This is a genomic window from Methylomonas sp. MS20 (genome assembly GCF_050275925.1).
In the GTDB taxonomy this organism is placed as follows: Bacteria; Pseudomonadota; Gammaproteobacteria; order Methylococcales; family Methylomonadaceae; genus Methylomonas; species Methylomonas koyamae_A.
The window spans coordinates 209,983-226,492 of record NZ_CP189962.1; the positions used below are offsets into that span (position 1 = coordinate 209,983).

At 59.4% G+C, this 16,510-nt stretch carries 13 protein-coding genes; 7 read left to right on the forward strand and 6 right to left on the reverse strand.

The genetic code is table 11. The features are described from left to right. Positions 1-2,673, reverse strand: a complete 2,673-nt coding sequence (gene aceE / locus ACQE3D_RS00915) for a pyruvate dehydrogenase (acetyl-transferring), homodimeric type (protein WP_071160114.1) — start codon at positions 2,671-2,673, stop codon at positions 1-3. A gap of 262 nt (positions 2,674-2,935) precedes the next feature. On the opposite strand from aceE, the gene ACQE3D_RS00920 reads away from it, so the two are divergent. Then, on the forward strand, positions 2,936-3,577 hold the full coding sequence (locus ACQE3D_RS00920) for a hypothetical protein (protein ID WP_313729355.1): 642 nt from the start codon (positions 2,936-2,938) through the stop codon (positions 3,575-3,577). Between the two features lie 64 nt (positions 3,578-3,641). Here ACQE3D_RS00920 and ACQE3D_RS00925 read toward each other — a convergent pair whose 3' ends face one another. Together ACQE3D_RS00925 and ACQE3D_RS00930 are read right to left on the reverse strand one after the other, a co-directional pair. Continuing rightward, complete coding sequence (locus ACQE3D_RS00925) at positions 3,642-6,092, reverse strand: retention module-containing protein (protein ID WP_313729354.1); 2,451 nt, start codon at positions 6,090-6,092, stop codon at positions 3,642-3,644. A gap of 86 nt (positions 6,093-6,178) precedes the next feature. Continuing rightward, entirely contained in the window at positions 6,179-7,792 is a 1,614-nt protein-coding gene (locus ACQE3D_RS00930; RefSeq protein ID WP_313729353.1) for a protein adenylyltransferase SelO, read from the reverse strand. Between the two features lie 105 nt (positions 7,793-7,897). Between ACQE3D_RS00930 and bamE the strand changes: the two genes are divergently transcribed. Further along, a complete protein-coding gene (bamE, locus tag ACQE3D_RS00935; protein ID WP_064026436.1) occupies positions 7,898-8,242 on the forward strand; it encodes an outer membrane protein assembly factor BamE domain-containing protein in 345 nt (114 codons plus the stop codon). A gap of 8 nt (positions 8,243-8,250) precedes the next feature. Continuing rightward, the gene (locus ACQE3D_RS00940; RefSeq protein ID WP_313729352.1) at positions 8,251-9,207 is read left to right on the forward strand and encodes a peptidoglycan DD-metalloendopeptidase family protein; all 957 of its coding nucleotides are present in this window, start codon (positions 8,251-8,253) and stop codon (positions 9,205-9,207) included. Here the strand turns inward: ACQE3D_RS00940 and ACQE3D_RS00945 are convergent. Then, a complete protein-coding gene (locus ACQE3D_RS00945) occupies positions 9,168-11,423 on the reverse strand; it encodes a PAS domain S-box protein (protein WP_064026434.1) in 2,256 nt (751 codons plus the stop codon). The two genes, ACQE3D_RS00940 and ACQE3D_RS00945, sit on opposite strands and share 40 nt — an antisense overlap. A 130-nt stretch (positions 11,424-11,553) precedes the next feature. Then, positions 11,554-12,747 (reverse strand): MFS transporter, encoded by a 1,194-nt coding sequence (locus ACQE3D_RS00950; RefSeq protein WP_313729351.1) that lies wholly within the window; start codon positions 12,745-12,747, stop codon positions 11,554-11,556. Between the two features lie 111 nt (positions 12,748-12,858). Here ACQE3D_RS00950 and ACQE3D_RS00955 point away from each other — a divergent pair, with 111 nt between their 5' ends. Beyond that, positions 12,859-13,641 carry a dienelactone hydrolase family protein gene (locus ACQE3D_RS00955; RefSeq protein ID WP_064026432.1) on the forward strand — a complete coding sequence of 261 codons (783 nt, stop codon included), beginning with the start codon at positions 12,859-12,861 and terminating at the stop codon, positions 13,639-13,641. A 54-nt stretch (positions 13,642-13,695) separates the two neighbouring features. Here ACQE3D_RS00955 and crp read toward each other — a convergent pair whose 3' ends face one another. Continuing rightward, positions 13,696-14,349, reverse strand: coding sequence for a cAMP-activated global transcriptional regulator CRP (gene crp, locus ACQE3D_RS00960; RefSeq protein WP_064026430.1), 654 nt, complete (start codon positions 14,347-14,349; stop codon positions 13,696-13,698). 129 nt (positions 14,350-14,478) lie between these two features. On the opposite strand from crp, the gene ACQE3D_RS00965 reads away from it, so the two are divergent. The 3 genes from ACQE3D_RS00965 (at position 14,479) to ACQE3D_RS00975 (ending at position 16,504) form a co-directional block, all read left to right on the forward strand. Beyond that, entirely contained in the window at positions 14,479-14,898 is a 420-nt protein-coding gene (locus tag ACQE3D_RS00965) for an OsmC family protein (RefSeq protein ID WP_168030300.1), read from the forward strand. 4 nt (positions 14,899-14,902) lie between these two features. Beyond that, positions 14,903-15,682, forward strand: a complete 780-nt coding sequence (gene speD / locus ACQE3D_RS00970; protein ID WP_064026426.1) for an adenosylmethionine decarboxylase — start codon at positions 14,903-14,905, stop codon at positions 15,680-15,682. Positions 15,683-15,937: 255 nt separating this feature from the next. Continuing rightward, positions 15,938-16,504, forward strand: coding sequence for a hypothetical protein (locus ACQE3D_RS00975; RefSeq protein ID WP_313729350.1), 567 nt, complete (start codon positions 15,938-15,940; stop codon positions 16,502-16,504). Positions 16,505-16,510: the final 6 nt, after the last annotated feature.

Here is a 16,510-nt window from a genome sequence, read left to right on the forward strand (position 1 = left end):
TTAAATCAACCAGGGCGCGGTGACGTTGGGATTGATATTGTATTTGGCGATGGCCACCTCGACTTTCGCGGCGTCGAACTCGCCACCTTGGGCCAGCGCGTGCAGCGCGGCGACGGCCACGTGGTAGCGGTCCACCTCGAAGAAACTGCGCAAATTGGCGCGGGTGTCGGACCGGCCGAAGCCGTCGGTACCCAAGACCGTGTAAGGTTGTTTGACCCAAGGCCGAATTTGTTCGGCAAAGGCGCGCATATAGTCGGTCGCGGCGACGATAGGGCCTTTGGCGCCGCCCAGGCAATGTTCGATATGCGTGGTACGCGGCTTTTCTGTGGGATGCAGTCGATTCCAGCGCTCGCAGCTTTGGCCGTCGCGCGCCAGTTCGGTGAAACTGGGGCAACTCCACAAGTCGGCATCGACGCCCCAATCGTCGTGGAGTAATCCGGCGGCTTCGATGACCTCGATAAAGATGGTGCCGGAACCCAGCAGTTGCACGCGCGGCTTTTTACTGTTCGGGCCTTTCTTGAACAAATACATGCCCTTCAGAATATCGGCTTCCGAACCTTCGACCAACGCGGGTTGATCGTAGTTTTCGTTCATCAAGGTGATGTAGTAGAAAATGTCTTCCTGTTCGACATACATCCGGCGCAAGCCGTCGTGGACGATCACGGCCAGTTCGAAGGCGAAGGTCGGATCGTAGGAATAGCAGTTGGGCACGGTCGCCGCCACCAAATGGCTGTGCCCGTCTTCGTGCTGCAAGCCTTCGCCGTTCAAGGTGGTGCGACCGGCGGTGCCGCCCAGCAGGAAGCCGCGGGTGCGTTGATCGGCGGCGGCCCAGATCAAATCGGCGACGCGTTGGAAACCGAACATCGAGTAGTAAATGAAGAACGGAATCATCGGCACGCCGTGGGTCGAATAGGCGGTACCGGCCGCGATCCAGTCGCACAGGCCGCCGGCTTCGTTGATGCCTTCCTGCAACACTTGGCCGTGCTTGTCTTCCTTGTAGAACATCAGTTGTTCGGCGTCTTGCGGCGTGTAAAGCTGACCAACCTGCGACCAAATGCCGAGCTGGCGGAACATGCCTTCCATGCCGAAGGTGCGCGATTCATCCGGCACGATGGGGACGACCCGCTTGCCGATTTGCTTGTCCTTGACCAGGATGTTGAGGATACGGACGAAGGCCATCGTCGTTGAAATCTCGTGACCTTCGCCGGTGCCTTCCAGCAGGGCTTTGAAGGCCGGCAGAGCCGGAATTTCCAGAGGATAGGATTTAGGGCGTCGCGCGGGCAAATAGCCGCCCAGATCGACGCGGCGTTGCCGCAAATATTTGAGTTCTTCGGAGTCTTCCGCGAAGCGGATATAGGGCAAATTGGGTAGTTCTTCGTCGCTGATCGGCAATTGGTAGCGGTCGCGGATGGCTTTGATCGACTCCAGACTCATCTTCTTTTGCTGATGGCTGGTGTTTTGCGCCTGACCGGAATCGCCCATGCCGTAACCTTTGATGGTTTTGGCCAGAATCACGGTCGGCTGGCCTTGGTGGTTGGCCGCCGCGTTGTAGGCCGCGAAGACCTTGATCGGGTCGTGACCGCCGCGATTCAGTTCCCAGATATCGCGGTCGGTGTAATCCTTGACCAGTTCCTTGAGTTCCGGCGTATTGAAGAACTTCTCCCGGACATAGGCGCCGTCCTTGGATTTGAAAGTCTGGTAGTCGCCGTCGACGCATTCCATCATGCGTTTGACCACCAAGCCGTCCTTGTCGCGCGCCAGGATGGCGTCCCAGCGCCGGCCCCAGATGACTTTAATGACGTTCCAGTTGGCGCCGCGGAAGTTGCCTTCCAATTCCTGAATGATCTTGCCGTTGCCGCGTACCGGGCCGTCCAGACGTTGCAGGTTGCAGTTGACGACGAAAATCAGGTTATCCAGTTTTTCGCGGCCGGCCATGCCGATCGCGCCCAGGGTTTCCGGCTCGTCGGTCTCGCCGTCCCCAAGGAAGGCCCACACTTTCCGGCCGTCGGTATTGGTCATGCCGCGATCCTGCATGTAGCGCATGAAGCGGGCTTGGTAAATCGCCATGATCGGCCCCAGCCCCATCGACACGGTCGGAAATTGCCAGAATTCCGGCATCAGCCAGGGATGCGGATAGGACGACAAGCCGTTGCCGCCGACTTCTTGGCGGAAGTTGTCCATTTGCGCCTCGCTCAAGCGCCCCAGCAAGAAGGCGTGGGCGTAAGTACCGGGCGCCGAATGGCCTTGCGAGAAAATCAGGTCGCCACCGTGTTTGTCCGAAGCGGCGTTCCAGAAATGGTTTTGGCCGACGTCGTACAGGGTGATCGCCGACGCGAAGCTGGCGATATGGCCGCCGACATTGGTGTATTTGTTGGCGCGCAACACCATCATCATCGCGTTCCAGCGCACGTAGGAGCGGACGGTGCGTTCGATATCGGTGTTGCCGGGATACTTCGGCTGCTTATCGACCGGGATGGTGTTGATGTAGGGGGTGTTGGCGGAGAAGGGTATATCCAGACCGGATTGCCTGGCGGTTTCAAGCAGGGTTTCGATCAGGTAGCTGGCGCGGTCGCTGCCTTCCTTTTCGATGACCGCCTGTAGCGCCTCCATCCATTCCTGAGTTTCTGCGGGATCGATATCGTGTTTGCCGGCAATGTCGGTATTGTTGGTCATTTCGGAACCTGGAATAACGTGGGATGAGCTTAAAAAGGATACCCGAAATGGTCGGCGCAAGCATGTTTTTTTGGGAGGCTTTCGGCCAATTTGTTGGCTTTGCGCCGCGATCGAAAAATCGCAATCGGCGGCGGCTAGCCGCTTGCGGACCGATACCGAACATTCCGTATCGTAAAGAGACGAGTTTCCCGTTAGTCCAGTGGCCTGCCGAGCGTGGATCGCGTAGAATTGGACCATCCTTTTTAGTCATGGGTAAGTCCTTATGCAGACCACGTTATCCAAACTCTTCGCCTTGCTGGGAATGGCCTTCGCCGCTTCTCACGCGAATGCCACCACGGTTACCTACACCCCGCCCAACCAGGTTACCTACACTTCTGAAGTCTTCTCGCCGAGCAATACCGCCAGAACCTTCGACTTCGAAATTCCAGAAGCCGTCATTGCCACCTTCATTGATGGCGTGTTCACGATCAGCGCCACCGGCGATTACACGATCGACGCCGCCAACGAATCGGTCAACGCCGTCGTGCTCGACAGCTACGTCCCCGGCGACGATTACTATCTTTACGATTGGGATGCGCGGCCGCAAACCGGTTTCGGCACGGCCACCGAATTGGGCGCCGAGGGAGGCGACATTTCCTGGGTACGTTGGACCAGAAGTTTCGATATTAGCGGCGACGACATCGTTAACTGGACTCAGGACGGTCGGGTCGTGATTCGATTGACCTTGTCCGATGGGGTCGATCTGGATTTGTTCAACAGCGGCTTGTCCGACCAATTTCCGCCATCCTTGCAAGCGACGCTGACTTATTCGGTGGCCGCGGTACCTCTGCCGGCCGCGACTTGGCTGTTTACGACCGGCTTGCTCGGTGTGTTGGGCGTTGGCGGACGCCGGCATTTGATTTAGCGTTACGCTGTCAGCAAAAAAAAACCGGCGCGAGCCGGTTTTTTTATGTCTGGAGATTTCGATTTTACGGCGTGGACAGCGCGTGCAAGCTATCGGGGTGTTCCAATACGCTGGCCGGGGTTTGCAATTGTGTCGTCAGCAAGGCCCCGGTGTCGACGGTAAAGCTGCCGGTCACGCTGTCGCCGTCGCCATCGGTCGCGGTAAAACCGAATTTCAAATCGAGCTGCTGGGTGTTGGGCAAATTCAGGTATTTCAGACCGCCAACCTCGAAACCGCCGGAGATCACCTGAATCTTCAGCGTATCGTAACCGCCGTCCACGGTGATCGCCGGCGCGTAATCGCCGCCGGCTGTCGCGTTAAAACTCACAGTCTTACTACCGACCACGGCGCCGTCGCGATAGGCGGTCCAGCGAAACGCATCGGCGCCGCTATTGGTGTTGAATTCCTGCAACTGTACCGAATTCACCAATTGTTTGACGGATACATCGAAGTTATCGACCGTTCCGAACTGGTAGGTAATCGATTCGCCCTTGTCCACGCTGGCGTTGCCTATCCCGATGTGACCGTTGGCGACATTAAGGTCGCTGCCCGTCACCAGCAGCGAATTGCCGACCGTCACTTGTCCGGCGGGCCCGGTGCTGGTGGTGCCGAAGCCGAGCGTCACGCTATCGGCCGGGGGCAGATCCAGTACTTGGTAGAGCGTTAGCGTGTAATCGCCGATTGCGGAGCCGTTTTGCGTCGGCGTCAACGTAAACACCATCCGGTCGCTGGCATCCAATCCCTGAGGGCCTTTGTCGATGAAGGCGTAGATTTCGTCCAAGCCGTCCGCGTTGGTGTCGGCAACCGCGAAGCTGACCGCGTCGGCGTCCGACGTCAATTGCCAGGGCGCGCCGTTAGAGGAAATTTCGGGCAGGTTCAGCGTAACACTGCCCAAGCCGTCGAATCCCAAGTCGTAATCGATCAACTGCGTTAACGCTTCGCCGACGGAATCTTTCAGTTGACCGTTGGCATTGGTGATGGTGGGGCCGTCGTCGTAAACCGTTACGGTAAAATCGGTATTCGCGCTACTGCCATCGGCGGCGGTCAAGCTTGCCGAGATGTCGAATGCCAGTGGGTTGCCGCTGCCGGTGTGGGCCAGCGGTTGTAGCAGTGTAAATTGATAGGTGCCGTTTTCGACCTTCACGGTGTAATGGCCGCCATCATCGGTCAATGTCTGCGTCGCCGGGTTCCAGGTGGCGCCGGCGGCGGCCAACGTGACCGAAGCCGGCGCCGCGCCGTCTATCGTCAATGCTGCTGTCACGGATCGGTCGGCGTCGCTTTCGTCGACGGCCGAATCGAGCGCGGTGACCGCCGGGGCGTAATCGACGCTGACCGTGGCCGGCTCCGAACGCAAACCCAGATTATCGGCGATGGTGTATTGAATCGGGGTCGGGTCGCCGATGAAGCCGGCGACCGGCGTAAACGTGATGGTGCCGGACTCGAGGTCGACACTCCAGGTGCCCTGGCCCGCGACCACTAGCGCTTGGCCCGGCGCCGACGTGCCGACAATCTGAATACTGGTCGGATCGACGCTACCGTCCGGGTCGCTGTCGTTGCTCAATACCTTTAATGTCGCGGCGTTGCCTGGAACTAGGCCGGAGATGCCGTCGTCGCCGGCCACCGGCGGTAGGTTGTAGTCGATACTGACCGTGGCTGGATCGGAACGTAGGCCGAGATTGTCCGCGACGGTATATTGGATCGGGCTCGGATCGCCGACGAAGTCGGCGGCGGGGGTAAACGTGATCGCACCGCTGACGGGGTCCACACTCCACACGCCCTCCCCGGCCACCGTTAGTGACTGTCCGGGCGCGGCGGTGCCGACGATTTGCACGCTGGTCGGGTCCAGGCTGCCGTCCGGGTCGCTATCGTTGCCGAGCACGTCCAAGGTGACCGGCGTGCCGGCCGGCAATCCGCTCGAGCCGTCGTCGACCGCGATCGGCGGTTGGTTGAGCCCCCCGTCCGCGGTTGCAGGCAGGCGGCGCGGATCGAGTAGCAGGACTTGCGGGGCGATGTCGTTGAACGCCACGACCGGGCCTATCGTATCGAAGCCGTTGTTGACCGGCGCGACGGGATTTAAATAATCGATGCTGACGATGCCGTGGCCTTCATTGCCGCCGCCGGGTCCGCCGCCGGCCGCCGGTGCGCCGGCCGCGGTGGGATCGGCAACCTTGGTCGGATCCTGGCCGGCCAACAACGCGGCCTGAATGTCTTCCACGCTAGGGCCGCTGGCTTGCGCTTGGCCGTTGCCGGTTATATCGCCACCGTCCGGCAACGCGTCGCCAAGCGCCATCCGGTCGTTACCGCCCATGTCCAGACTGCCGCCGCCATCCAATGCAACCACCAGGCTGGCGCCGTCGGCGGTCTCCAAGATGTCCGTCGCGTCGATGCGGTCGCCCACCTGCAGTATGCGCCGGCCGCCGTCGGCGGAAAGCGCGGTAACGGTGCCGGTGACAACAGTAACGGTTCCTACGGCCATGAGAGCTCCTTTGAATGCCTCAGCGAAAAATCAAGCGACAATGATAAGCCATGTCGGGTTACGCGCCAGTGTCACGACGCCGAAAATTACGAACTACACGAGAGCATCGAACAACCGGCGCGTTCCTTAGCCCAATCCGGCCGCTTCGCGGCGAACCGATCGCGCTCGGGTTGCTCGGCATACGGCGCGCGCAATAAATCCAGCAACTCCCAAACCAGGCTGAAATCGCCTTGTTCGGCCAGATCGATGGCTTGTTGAGCCAAATAATTGCGCAACACGTATTTGGGATTGACCCGATTCATGATTTCGCGGCGCTCGCTTTGCGGCAGGCCGTCGCTTAACAGCCTTTTCCGATAATCGCCGAACCAGCGCTCGGCCATTTCGACGACGGCTTCGCTCAAGGTCTCGTAACTGTTTCGTTGCAACAGCTCGATAAATTCGGCATTGGCTTGGTCGTCGGCCGATCCGGCGATATCGACATCGGCCAGTTGCCGGAAGAACAGCGTCATGTCGGTTTCGGCATTCTGCAACAACTTCAACACCCGATGGGTCAGGGCCTCGTCGCCGGCATCGGCATCGAATGCCGACAGGCCGAGTTTGGCGGCCAATGTCGCCTGCCATTGCCGGTCGAAGGTGTCGGTAAAGCTTTGCAGGGCCTGCTGCAAGCCCTCGGCGCGCTTAACCAGCGGATACAAGGCGTTGGCCAGTTGCACCAGATTCCAATAGGCGATTTTGGGTTGGTTGCCGTAACGGTAGCGGCGGCCTTGGGCATCGGTGGTGTTGGGCGTCCAGTCCGGATCGTAGTTTTCCAGCCAGCCGTAGGGGCCGTAATCGATGGTCAAGCCCAGAATCGACATGTTGTCGGTATTCATCACGCCGTGGACGAAGCCGACCCGTTGCCAATGCACCACCATATCGGCGGTTTTCCGGCAGACTTCGGCGAACCATTGCAGGTAAACGGCGGTACACGGTTCGCCCAATTCCGGAAAGTCGTTGCGTATCGTGTAGTCCACCAAGGCTTTCAGCGACTCCAGGTCGTCGCGGGCGGTGAATAATTGGAAGTTGCCGAAACGGACGAAGGACGGCGCGACCCGGCACACAATCGCGCCCGGTTCCAATTGCGGATTGCCGTCGTAAAACATGTCGCGCACCACGGTTTCGCCGGTCAAAACCACGCTGAGCGCGCGGGTGGTCGGCACGCCGAGGTGGTGCATCGCCTCGCTGCATAAAAATTCCCGAATCGACGAGCGCAATACCGCCAGGCCGTCGGCGCTACGCGAATACGGGGTCAGGCCGGCGCCCTTCAATTGCAGGGTTTGCCGCGAGCCGTCCGGGCAGATCACTTCGCCGAGATTGATGGCGCGGCCGTCGCCCAGTTGTCCGGCCCAATGCCCGAACTGGTGACCGCCGTATCCCATCGCGAACGGCTCCATCCCGTCCGCCAGCCGGTTGCCGGCGAAGACTTGGCAAAAATCGTCGGAGCGACAGACCTCCTCGGCAATGCCCAGCGCCGGGGCCAGGTCGGCGGCGTAGGCCACTAGTCGCGGGTTCTTGACCCTGCTGGGTGTGACTTTCGAATAACAGGACGCATACACTTGGCGGCGAAAATTGTCGGGTTCCGGGTCGCCCGGCAACTCGCGGACGAATCGGTTGTCGAAGCGCAGGCTATCGAGGGGGAGGCTATCGGCTGAGGCTGGCATGGTAATCGACTCACGGGCTAAAAATTACGAATCGTTGCGCGAACCGGCTAAGATACGCGGCGTTCCGCTACTTATATCAATCAATTTCCCTATCAGGCAATGCTTATGAGAAATATCGCGAAAATATTCAGCTTGCGGGCTGTTTCCCTGGGTTCGGCCCTGATGCTTTCCAGCCTGTCGGCGCTGCCGTTGAGCGGTTGCGTCACGGTCGGTCAGGAATTCGCCGCGTCCAGAGTACCGGAAATCAAAGTCGGTCAAACCCGCAAGCAGGACATCACCGAACTGTTCGGCACGCCCTGGCGTACCGGCATGGAAGACGGCCGGCCGACGTGGACCTACGGCATCTACAAATATTCGCTGTTCGGCGGCGACGACACTCAGGATTTGCTGATTCGCTTCGATAACCAGGGCGTCGTCAAATCCTACACGTTCAGCTCTACCCGGAAGTAGTTCGCGGCGTGTCGGCGCGCGGCGGCTTGGCGATGGTGCTGGTGCTGATTTGCGGCGGCGCCGACGCCAAAAAACTTTACAAATACCGCGATCCCCAGGGCCTCTGGCATTACAGCGACCAGGCGCCGCCGGACGCCGGTCCGGTTGAGATTCGGCAAATGAAGCCGGCCGCCGCTCAGAGAGTGTGGCTGGAAAAATCCGGCGACGACCGACGCGCGACCTTCGCGGTTCGCAACACCTATCCGGGACCGATTGAAGTCGAGATCGACTGGCGGGACGGCGAAAACGTCGAGGCCCAGCCAGCGCTGCCGAGCCGTTTCGTTGTCGGTCCCGGTCTGTCCGCGCCGCTGTTCGCGGTTGACGCCGTTCCCGGCGCCGGCCGATGGCACTACGGTTTGCAATATCGCTATGTGCTCGGCCAGCCGCTGGCCGAAGCGCCGGGGGACCCCGATTACCGCCCGCCGTTGGCGTTGGGAAGCCGCTTTCAAATCACCCAAGGCTTCGGCGGCGAATACAGCCATACCGACGACCAGAATCGGTACGCGGTGGACATCATGATGCCGGTCGATACTCCGGTGCATGCGGCGCGCGCCGGCGTCGTGCTGGATGTCGAAAACGATTTCGACGGCAACGGCACCGAACCCGCCTATGCCGGCAAAGCCAACACGATTCGCATCGGCCATGACGACGGCACGATGGCGGTCTATGCCCATCTTGCGTTGGAAAAAGCCCTCGTCAAGGTCGGCGAGCGGGTCGCGGCCGGACAATTGATCGGGTTTTCGGGAAATACCGGCCTTACCACCGGTCCCCACCTGCACTTCGCGGTGCAGGTCAATCGCGGCATGGCGTTGGTGTCGGTGCCATTCCGTTTTGTCGACGCGCAAGGTCGGCGCTTTACGCCGGAATTGGGCCGGTGGCTGGGCGATCAGCCGTCTCCGGCCGGCGTCGCGGCCGAGTCGCCGTAGAACCGATAACAGCCCTTGCCGGCGCATTTGGCTTGGTACATCGCTTGGTCGGCGTGCTTCATTAAAGTTTTGACGTCGGCTCCGTGATTGGGATAAATCGCGATGCCCAAGCTGGTCGAAATATTCACCGCGTATTGCTCGAGCGAAAACGGTCGGTTCAAGGCTTCCAAAATCTTTTCGGAAATCGCCACCACATCGCGCTCGCCGTCGATTTGTGGCAGCAGAACCACGAATTCGTCGCCCCCCAGCCGGGATACCGTATCGGATTCGCGGCGGACGCAGGCCCGTAGCCGGCAGGCCACGTCTTGCAACAGCAAATCGCCGATGTCGTGACCGTAACTGTCGTTGACCGGTTTGAACTGGTCCAGGTCCAGATATATCAAGGCGAGCCGGGTTTGCTCGCGTCTGGCTTGCGCCAGCGCCTGACGCAAGCGGTCGCTGAGCAGGATGCGATTGGGCAGATCGGTTAGCGGGTCGTGGTGGGCCAAATGGTGGACGTGGTCTTCGATGGCCTTGCGCTCGCTGATGTCGGTCATCGCCGCGACAAAATGGGTGATGGCGCCGTCCGCGCCTCGCACCGCGGTCATGGTTTGCCAGACTGGAAATACCGTGCCGTTCTTGTGCCGATTCCACAGTTCGCCCTGCCAGACGCCGTTACGGCGCAAGCCGCTCCATACTTCGTCGTAAAAGCGGCCGTCGTGAATATCCGAATGCAACAGGTTAAGGTTGCGGCCGACCGCGTCGGCCGGGGTGTAGCCGGTCATTTCGCTAAACGACAGATTGATTTTCAGGATCACCGCGTCGGCATCGGTGATGGCCATGCCTTCTTGGGACTCGAATGCGGTGGCGGCGATGCGTAACTGGGTTTCGGCTTGTTTGCGTTCGCTAATATTTTGCGCGAATGCAAACATCAGCGAACGATCGCCGTAACGGATGTAATGTCCGGTCACTTCGACCGGCACCAGCGTACCGTCCTTGCGGCGGTGCCGGCTCTCCAGCACGACGATTTCCTCGGCTTGTAGACGTTGCCACAACATCGGCCAGTCCGCCTCGCTCAAATCGAGGTTGAACTGCCAGGGGAACATGCCCAACAATTCGGCGCGGCTGTAACCCAGCGTTTCGCAGGCGTAATCGTTGATATAGGTGATACGGCCGTTTTCGTCCAGCCAGTAGAACGCGGTCTTGCTTTTATCGACCATGGCTCGGGTAAACCACAGCTCGGATTCGATTTGCTTGAATTCGGTGATGTCGTCGTAAACGCCCAGCACGCCGATGGTTTCGCCGCGTCGGTTACGTAACGGCGCTTTCGATGTGCGCAGCACACATTCGCCGTGATCGGACGTGATTTGTGGTTCTTCGTAAGCCAGTTTCGCTTGACCGGACTCAATGACCCAACGGTCGTCGCGCCGGTAGAGCTCCGCTTGCCGGTACCACGCCAATTGAGTGTCGACCTTGCCGATCACGGTCGCCACGTCCGGCGCGCCGCTGTCCTCGGCGAACAAAGCATTGCAGCCCAGATAACGGGAAGCTCGGTCCTTCCAGAATACGCGCAACGGGATGGTTTCGATCACCAGTTGCAACAAGTTGCGCGACTCGGCCAGCGCATTCATCGCCTCGACTCGCTCCGACACGTCGTACAGCACTACCAAGTGGAGGTGGTCGCAGAGCGGCCCCAACGGCGTTACGGTGACGACCACGTTTTTGGTTATGCCGTTCTTGCAAAAAACCTTGAGTTCCAGCGGTTCGAAGCGGGGCGGCTCGCAATTCAGCCGGCGCTGCCATTCGTCGGTTACCCAATAGCGATAGTCGCTGTCCGGATAGGCTTTGCGGCGCCAGGTTTCGACATCGGGAAGATCGGCCGCCAGGTAGCCGAAAGCGTTGCTGAAGGCCGGATTCAGGCGTAATATCCGGCGATCGGCGTCGAACAAGGCGATCGGTATCGGCAGGGCGTCGATGATCGTGTTCAGTTGCAAAATGTTGCGGTCTAGCGAAGCCATTTTCTCGAGGAGCAACACCGTGATGCCCGACACCAGAGACGCGACGATCAGCGACGCGACCAAGCCGGTCAGCAAATAATCCCAGGTGATTACGCCGCGCAACAACCAGCTCATCGCGGCGACGATGGTTTCGGTCAGCAGCAGCGCCAGTACCACGGCCAGCAGCCAGACCTGCCATTTGCGAGAGTGTTGCAGAGCGGGGATGGGAGCGAAATTCACGGACGGCCTCGAACTGGCGATACGACGGTCGAACGCCGTCGCTTGTAAGTGTTAACTTACACTTTACGTCCGGCTTTGGAAAGAGGGCGATCACTTGCCCGCCGTGTCGAGCGGAATACTCCCGGCCTTTTCAATGACGCGTGCGACGATCGAGTCGCAGCATCAGCCACGCGGCGGCGGAGAAGATCGCGCCGGCCACGAAAGTCAGCGCCGCGCCGTGGCTATCCCACAGCCAGCCGGCGACGACACTGGCAGCCAGCATTGCCAGGCCTGAGATCAGATTGAAAAAGCCGAAACCGGTGCCGCGTAAATCGGCCGGCGCGGTGTCCGCTACCAGTTTGGCGAGCAGACCTTGGGTCATCCCCATGTGAACGCCCCATAAACCGACGCCGGCCAGCGTCGCCCGCCAATCGGCGCTGCTGGCCAACACCAGGTCCGCGCCGATCAGCACCAGCAAGCCCCAGCTCAGTAAGCGCGCCGGCGAAATCCGGTCCGACAATTTTCCAAACGGATAGGCGGTTGCCGAGTACACGATATTCATCGCCACCATCACCAGCGGTACCAGCGCTAAGGCTATGCCCCCCTGTTGCGCCCTGAGTACCAGAAACGCCTCGCTGAAGCGCGCCAATGTGAACACCGCGCCGATGGTCACGACCCGCCAATAGGTCTTGCCCAAGCGGCGCAGATTGGCGCGGCGGATTGGATTGCCGTGCCTGGCCTTGACCAGATGCTTGGGTTCCTTGACGCCGACCAGCAGCATCAGTACCGCCAAGGCGCCCGGAATCACCGCCACCCAAAACACGGCCCGAAAGTCATTGTCCCACCACAGCATCAAGGTCACCGCCAACAAAGGGCCCAGAAACGCGCCGATATTATCCAGTGACTGCCGCAAGCCGAAGGCCGCGCCGCGAATTCCGGCCGGCGCCAGGTCCGCCACCAGCGCATCGCGCGGCGCGCCGCGTATGCCTTTGCCGACTCTGTCCAGCAAGCGGGCGGTCAGCACCATGCCGCTACTGGCGGCAATGGCGAACAGCGGCTTGGTCAGCGCGCCCAGACTGTAACCGATCAACGCCAGGCTTTTGCGCTTACCCAGGTAATCGCTGGCGACGCCGGAAAAGACCTTGACGATCAGCGCGGTGGCTTCGGCTGCGCCTTCGATCAAGCCGACGCTCAATGTGCTGGCGCTCAGCGTGCCGACCATGAACAACGGTAGCAGGCTGTGAATCATTTCCGAGGAAATGTCCATCAACAGACTGACGAAGCCCAGCGCCCACACGCCGCCAGGGATTTGCCGCCAAACGGCGATGGGTTTCGATGGGTTCATTTTGTTGATCGGTTGGGGCACTGGGGCGCCGGCGGCGCCGATTTCGGTGGCATTTCACCACAGATTGCGATAAAAAGCCGGTCCGATCATTTTTGCAACTAGGAGGACATCATGAAACCCATTTGGCTAGTGTTAAGCCTGTTAATCGCGAGCGGCGCGCAAGCCGCGTTGCGCGAGCAGACCGTCGAATACAGCGCCGGCGATACTCGGCTGCGCGGCTATCTGGCCTGGGACGACGCCAAGGGCCTCAAGCAGCCGGGCGTGCTGGTCGTCCACGAATGGTGGGGCTTGAACGACTACGCCCGCCAGCGCGCCAAAATGCTGGCCGAGCTGGGCTATACCGCGTTGGCGGTGGATATGTACGGGGACGGGAAGTCCAGCGAACACGCTGCCGAAGCGTCGGCCTTCATGAAATCGGTGCTGGAACGGGCCGACATCGCCAAGCAACGTTTTCTGGCGGCCTTGCAATTCTTGCGTGAGCAACCCAACGTCGATGTCGGCAAGATTGCCGCGATCGGCTACTGTTTCGGCGGATCGACTGTGTTGAACATGGCGCGGCAAGGCGTCGAATTGGCGGCCGTGGTCAGCTTTCACGGCAATCTGGTGACCGATACTCCGGCCAAACCCGGCAGTGTCAAGGCTAAGGTGTTGGTGTTGAACGGCGCGGCCGACGGCTTCGTGACGCCGCAAAGCATCGCGGACTTCGAAAAGGAAATGGCGCTGGCCAAGGCGGATTATCGCGTCGTCAATTATCCGGGCGTCAAACACGGTTTTACCAATCCGGATGCCGACCGTCTCGGCAAGGCCAACCAGTTGGACGTGGCTTACGACGCGGAAGCCGACCGGCTATCCTGGACGGCGATGCAAGAACTGTTCGATTCGCTATTTAAATGATCGCGGCGGCCGTTCCGGTGGAGCGGCCGCGCCGATGGTGGACGTAGGATGGACTTAGCGGGTGCCGAACACGACGATGGTTTTGCCGTGGGCGGTGATCAAGCCCTTGTCTTCCAGCTCCTTCAATACCCGGCCGGCCATTTCCCTGGAGCAGCCGACGATACGACCGATTTCCTGACGGGTGATGTGCAATTGCATGCCGTCGGGGTGGGTGATCGCGTCCGGCTCCTTGCACAGATCCAGTAAGGTCCGGGCGATACGTCCCTCGACGTCCATGAAGGCCAAGTCGCGGTATTTGCGGCTGGTAATCAGCAAACGGGTGGAGAGTTGCTCGCCGAGCACGGTCAGAATTTCGACGGCCTGATCGCGCAGATCGGCGTTCAGCAATTGCTTGAAACGCTCGTAACCGATCTCCGCCATCTGGCACTTGGTGCGGGTTTTCACCAACACGCTACGGGTTTCGGCATTTTTGAACACGCCGATTTCGCCTACGAAATCGTGCTTGTTCAAATAAGCCAGAATCAGTTCCCGGCCTTCTTCGTCTTCGACGCTGACGCTGACCGAGCCGTCGACCACAAACAACAACTTGTCGCCGACGTCGCCGGGGCGGACGATCGTGATTTTGGCCGGATAGGTCCGGACATGGCAGAAGCGCAAAAAGGCTTCGAGAGCGGATGGCGAGATCTTGTTTTGTTTAACGAAGCTCATAATTTGTAATAATTCTGTGAACTGATTTGGCTACCTTATCAAGGTGCAGGAGTTTCGGAAAAAAATCAAGACATTTGACGGGTTCGTTGTAAAATCCGCGTCAATTTTGGTTTCGACTTGGGTTAGAGGATGCAAGCAACGATTAAATGGGTCGACGGCAGATTGTTCGTCGGCGAGTCCGGCAGCGGACACACGGTGGTGATGGACGGTCCGCCCGACCACGGCGGTCGGAATTTGGGCGTGCGTCCGATGGAAATGCTGCTGATGGGCGTGGGCGGCTGCTCGTCGTTCGACGTGGTCGACATCCTGCAGAAAGGCCGCCACGAAATCGTGCATTGCAGTGCCGAATTGACCGCCGAACGCGCCGACGCCGTGCCGGCGGTGTTTACCAAAATCCACCTGCATTTCAAGGTGACCGGGAAAAATCTGCCGGCATCGGCGGTGGAGCGGGCGGTGAAACTGTCCGCCGAAAAATATTGTTCGGCATCCATCATGCTGGGCAAGGCCGGCGTGGAAATCAGTCACGATTTCGAAGTTATCGAGGGTTAAGCGGTTGAGCAAATTACAATTACACGGGTTTAACAACCTGACCAAATCGTTGAGCTTCAACATTTACGACGTTTGCTACGCGCCCAAGGAGCAAGAAAAAGCGTACATCGAATACATCGACGAAGCTTACAACGCCAAACGCCTGACCCAAATTTTGAAGGATGTCGCCAACATCATCGGCGCGCAGATTTTGAACATCGCTCATCAGGATTACGACCCGCAAGGCGCCAGCGTAACGATGCTGATTTCCGAGGGCGCGGTGATCCCGGCCGGCATGAATTCCGAGTCGCCCGGACCGTTGCCCGACACGATTTTGGCGCATTTGGACAAGAGCCACATCACCGTGCACACCTATCCGGAAAGTCATCCGGATACCGATATTTGCACGTTTCGGGCCGACATCGACGTGTCCACCTGCGGACAAATTTCGCCGTTGAAAGCCTTGAATTATCTAATACATAGCTTCGAGTCCGACATCGTCATCATGGATTACCGGGTGCGCGGATTCACCCGCGACGTGACCGGCCAGAAGATCTATATCGACCACAAGATCAACTCGATTCAAAACTACATCGCCGAAAGCACCAAGGAGCTGTATCAAATGATCGACGTCAACGTCTATCAGGAGAACATCTTCCATACCAAGATGATGCTGAAGGAAACCGAACTGGAAAATTACCTGTTCGAAAAGGAAAGTAATTTCAGCGACGAGGAGCAGGAAGAAATCCAGGAAATGCTCCAGGAAGAAATGGCCGAAATCTTCTACGGCCGCAATTTTTCGTAAGCCATTACTGACTTGATAGCATCGATGCCGTCGATTCCGGCGGCATCGCTCGATAGCCTTCGGCATTGCCGGTTTCCCCGTCCATCTACCCACTCCACGCATCATCCCCCTCGGCTAGGCGTTTGCGCGCTTGCCACGCAATTGTCGCGCTAGCGTCATCGGCTTTTCATATTCCCGGTTTGTAATGCCCAGCGGTGGCTGGGACGGAATCGTCCCAGCACCTTCAACGGCATCTTTCAAATGGGGTACAGACTTATGTTCAAACCAAGATTTTTCGCGGCGGTGGCGCTGGCATTCGCGCTACCGGCTCAGGCCCAAACGGTCGCTTTAGCCGTCGACGGCAGTTGGAGCGAGTTCGTTGTCGATGATTTTTCCGCCGAATCCGGCATCGATCCGCTCAGCTGGATCGCCGACGACGGCTCGGCCATCGCATTCGATTTCACGTTGAGCGCTCCGGCGATTCTGAAAGTCGTGGACGCCGGCTTTTCCGGCGATAGTTTCCAGGTCTTCGATAACGGTATCAGCTTGGCCTTTACTAGTGCCGGCATCAATAATTATCGGGATGGCGATACGCCGAGCGTGATCGATTTCGATACGGCCTGGAGTCAAACCAATTTCAGCCGGGGCTTGTTTCAGCTCGGCGCCGGCAGCCACCATATCACCGGCCTGTTGGCGGTGTCCGCGCTGGATGCGGAGGGGGTGCCCTTCAACGCCACCCTGGGCGGCGTCGCTCTGACGGCGGTTCCGTTGCCGGGCGCCGCTTGGCTGATGCTGTCCGGTAGCGGCTTGTTGGCTGCCGTCGCGCGGCGCCGTTCGGCTTAATTGGGA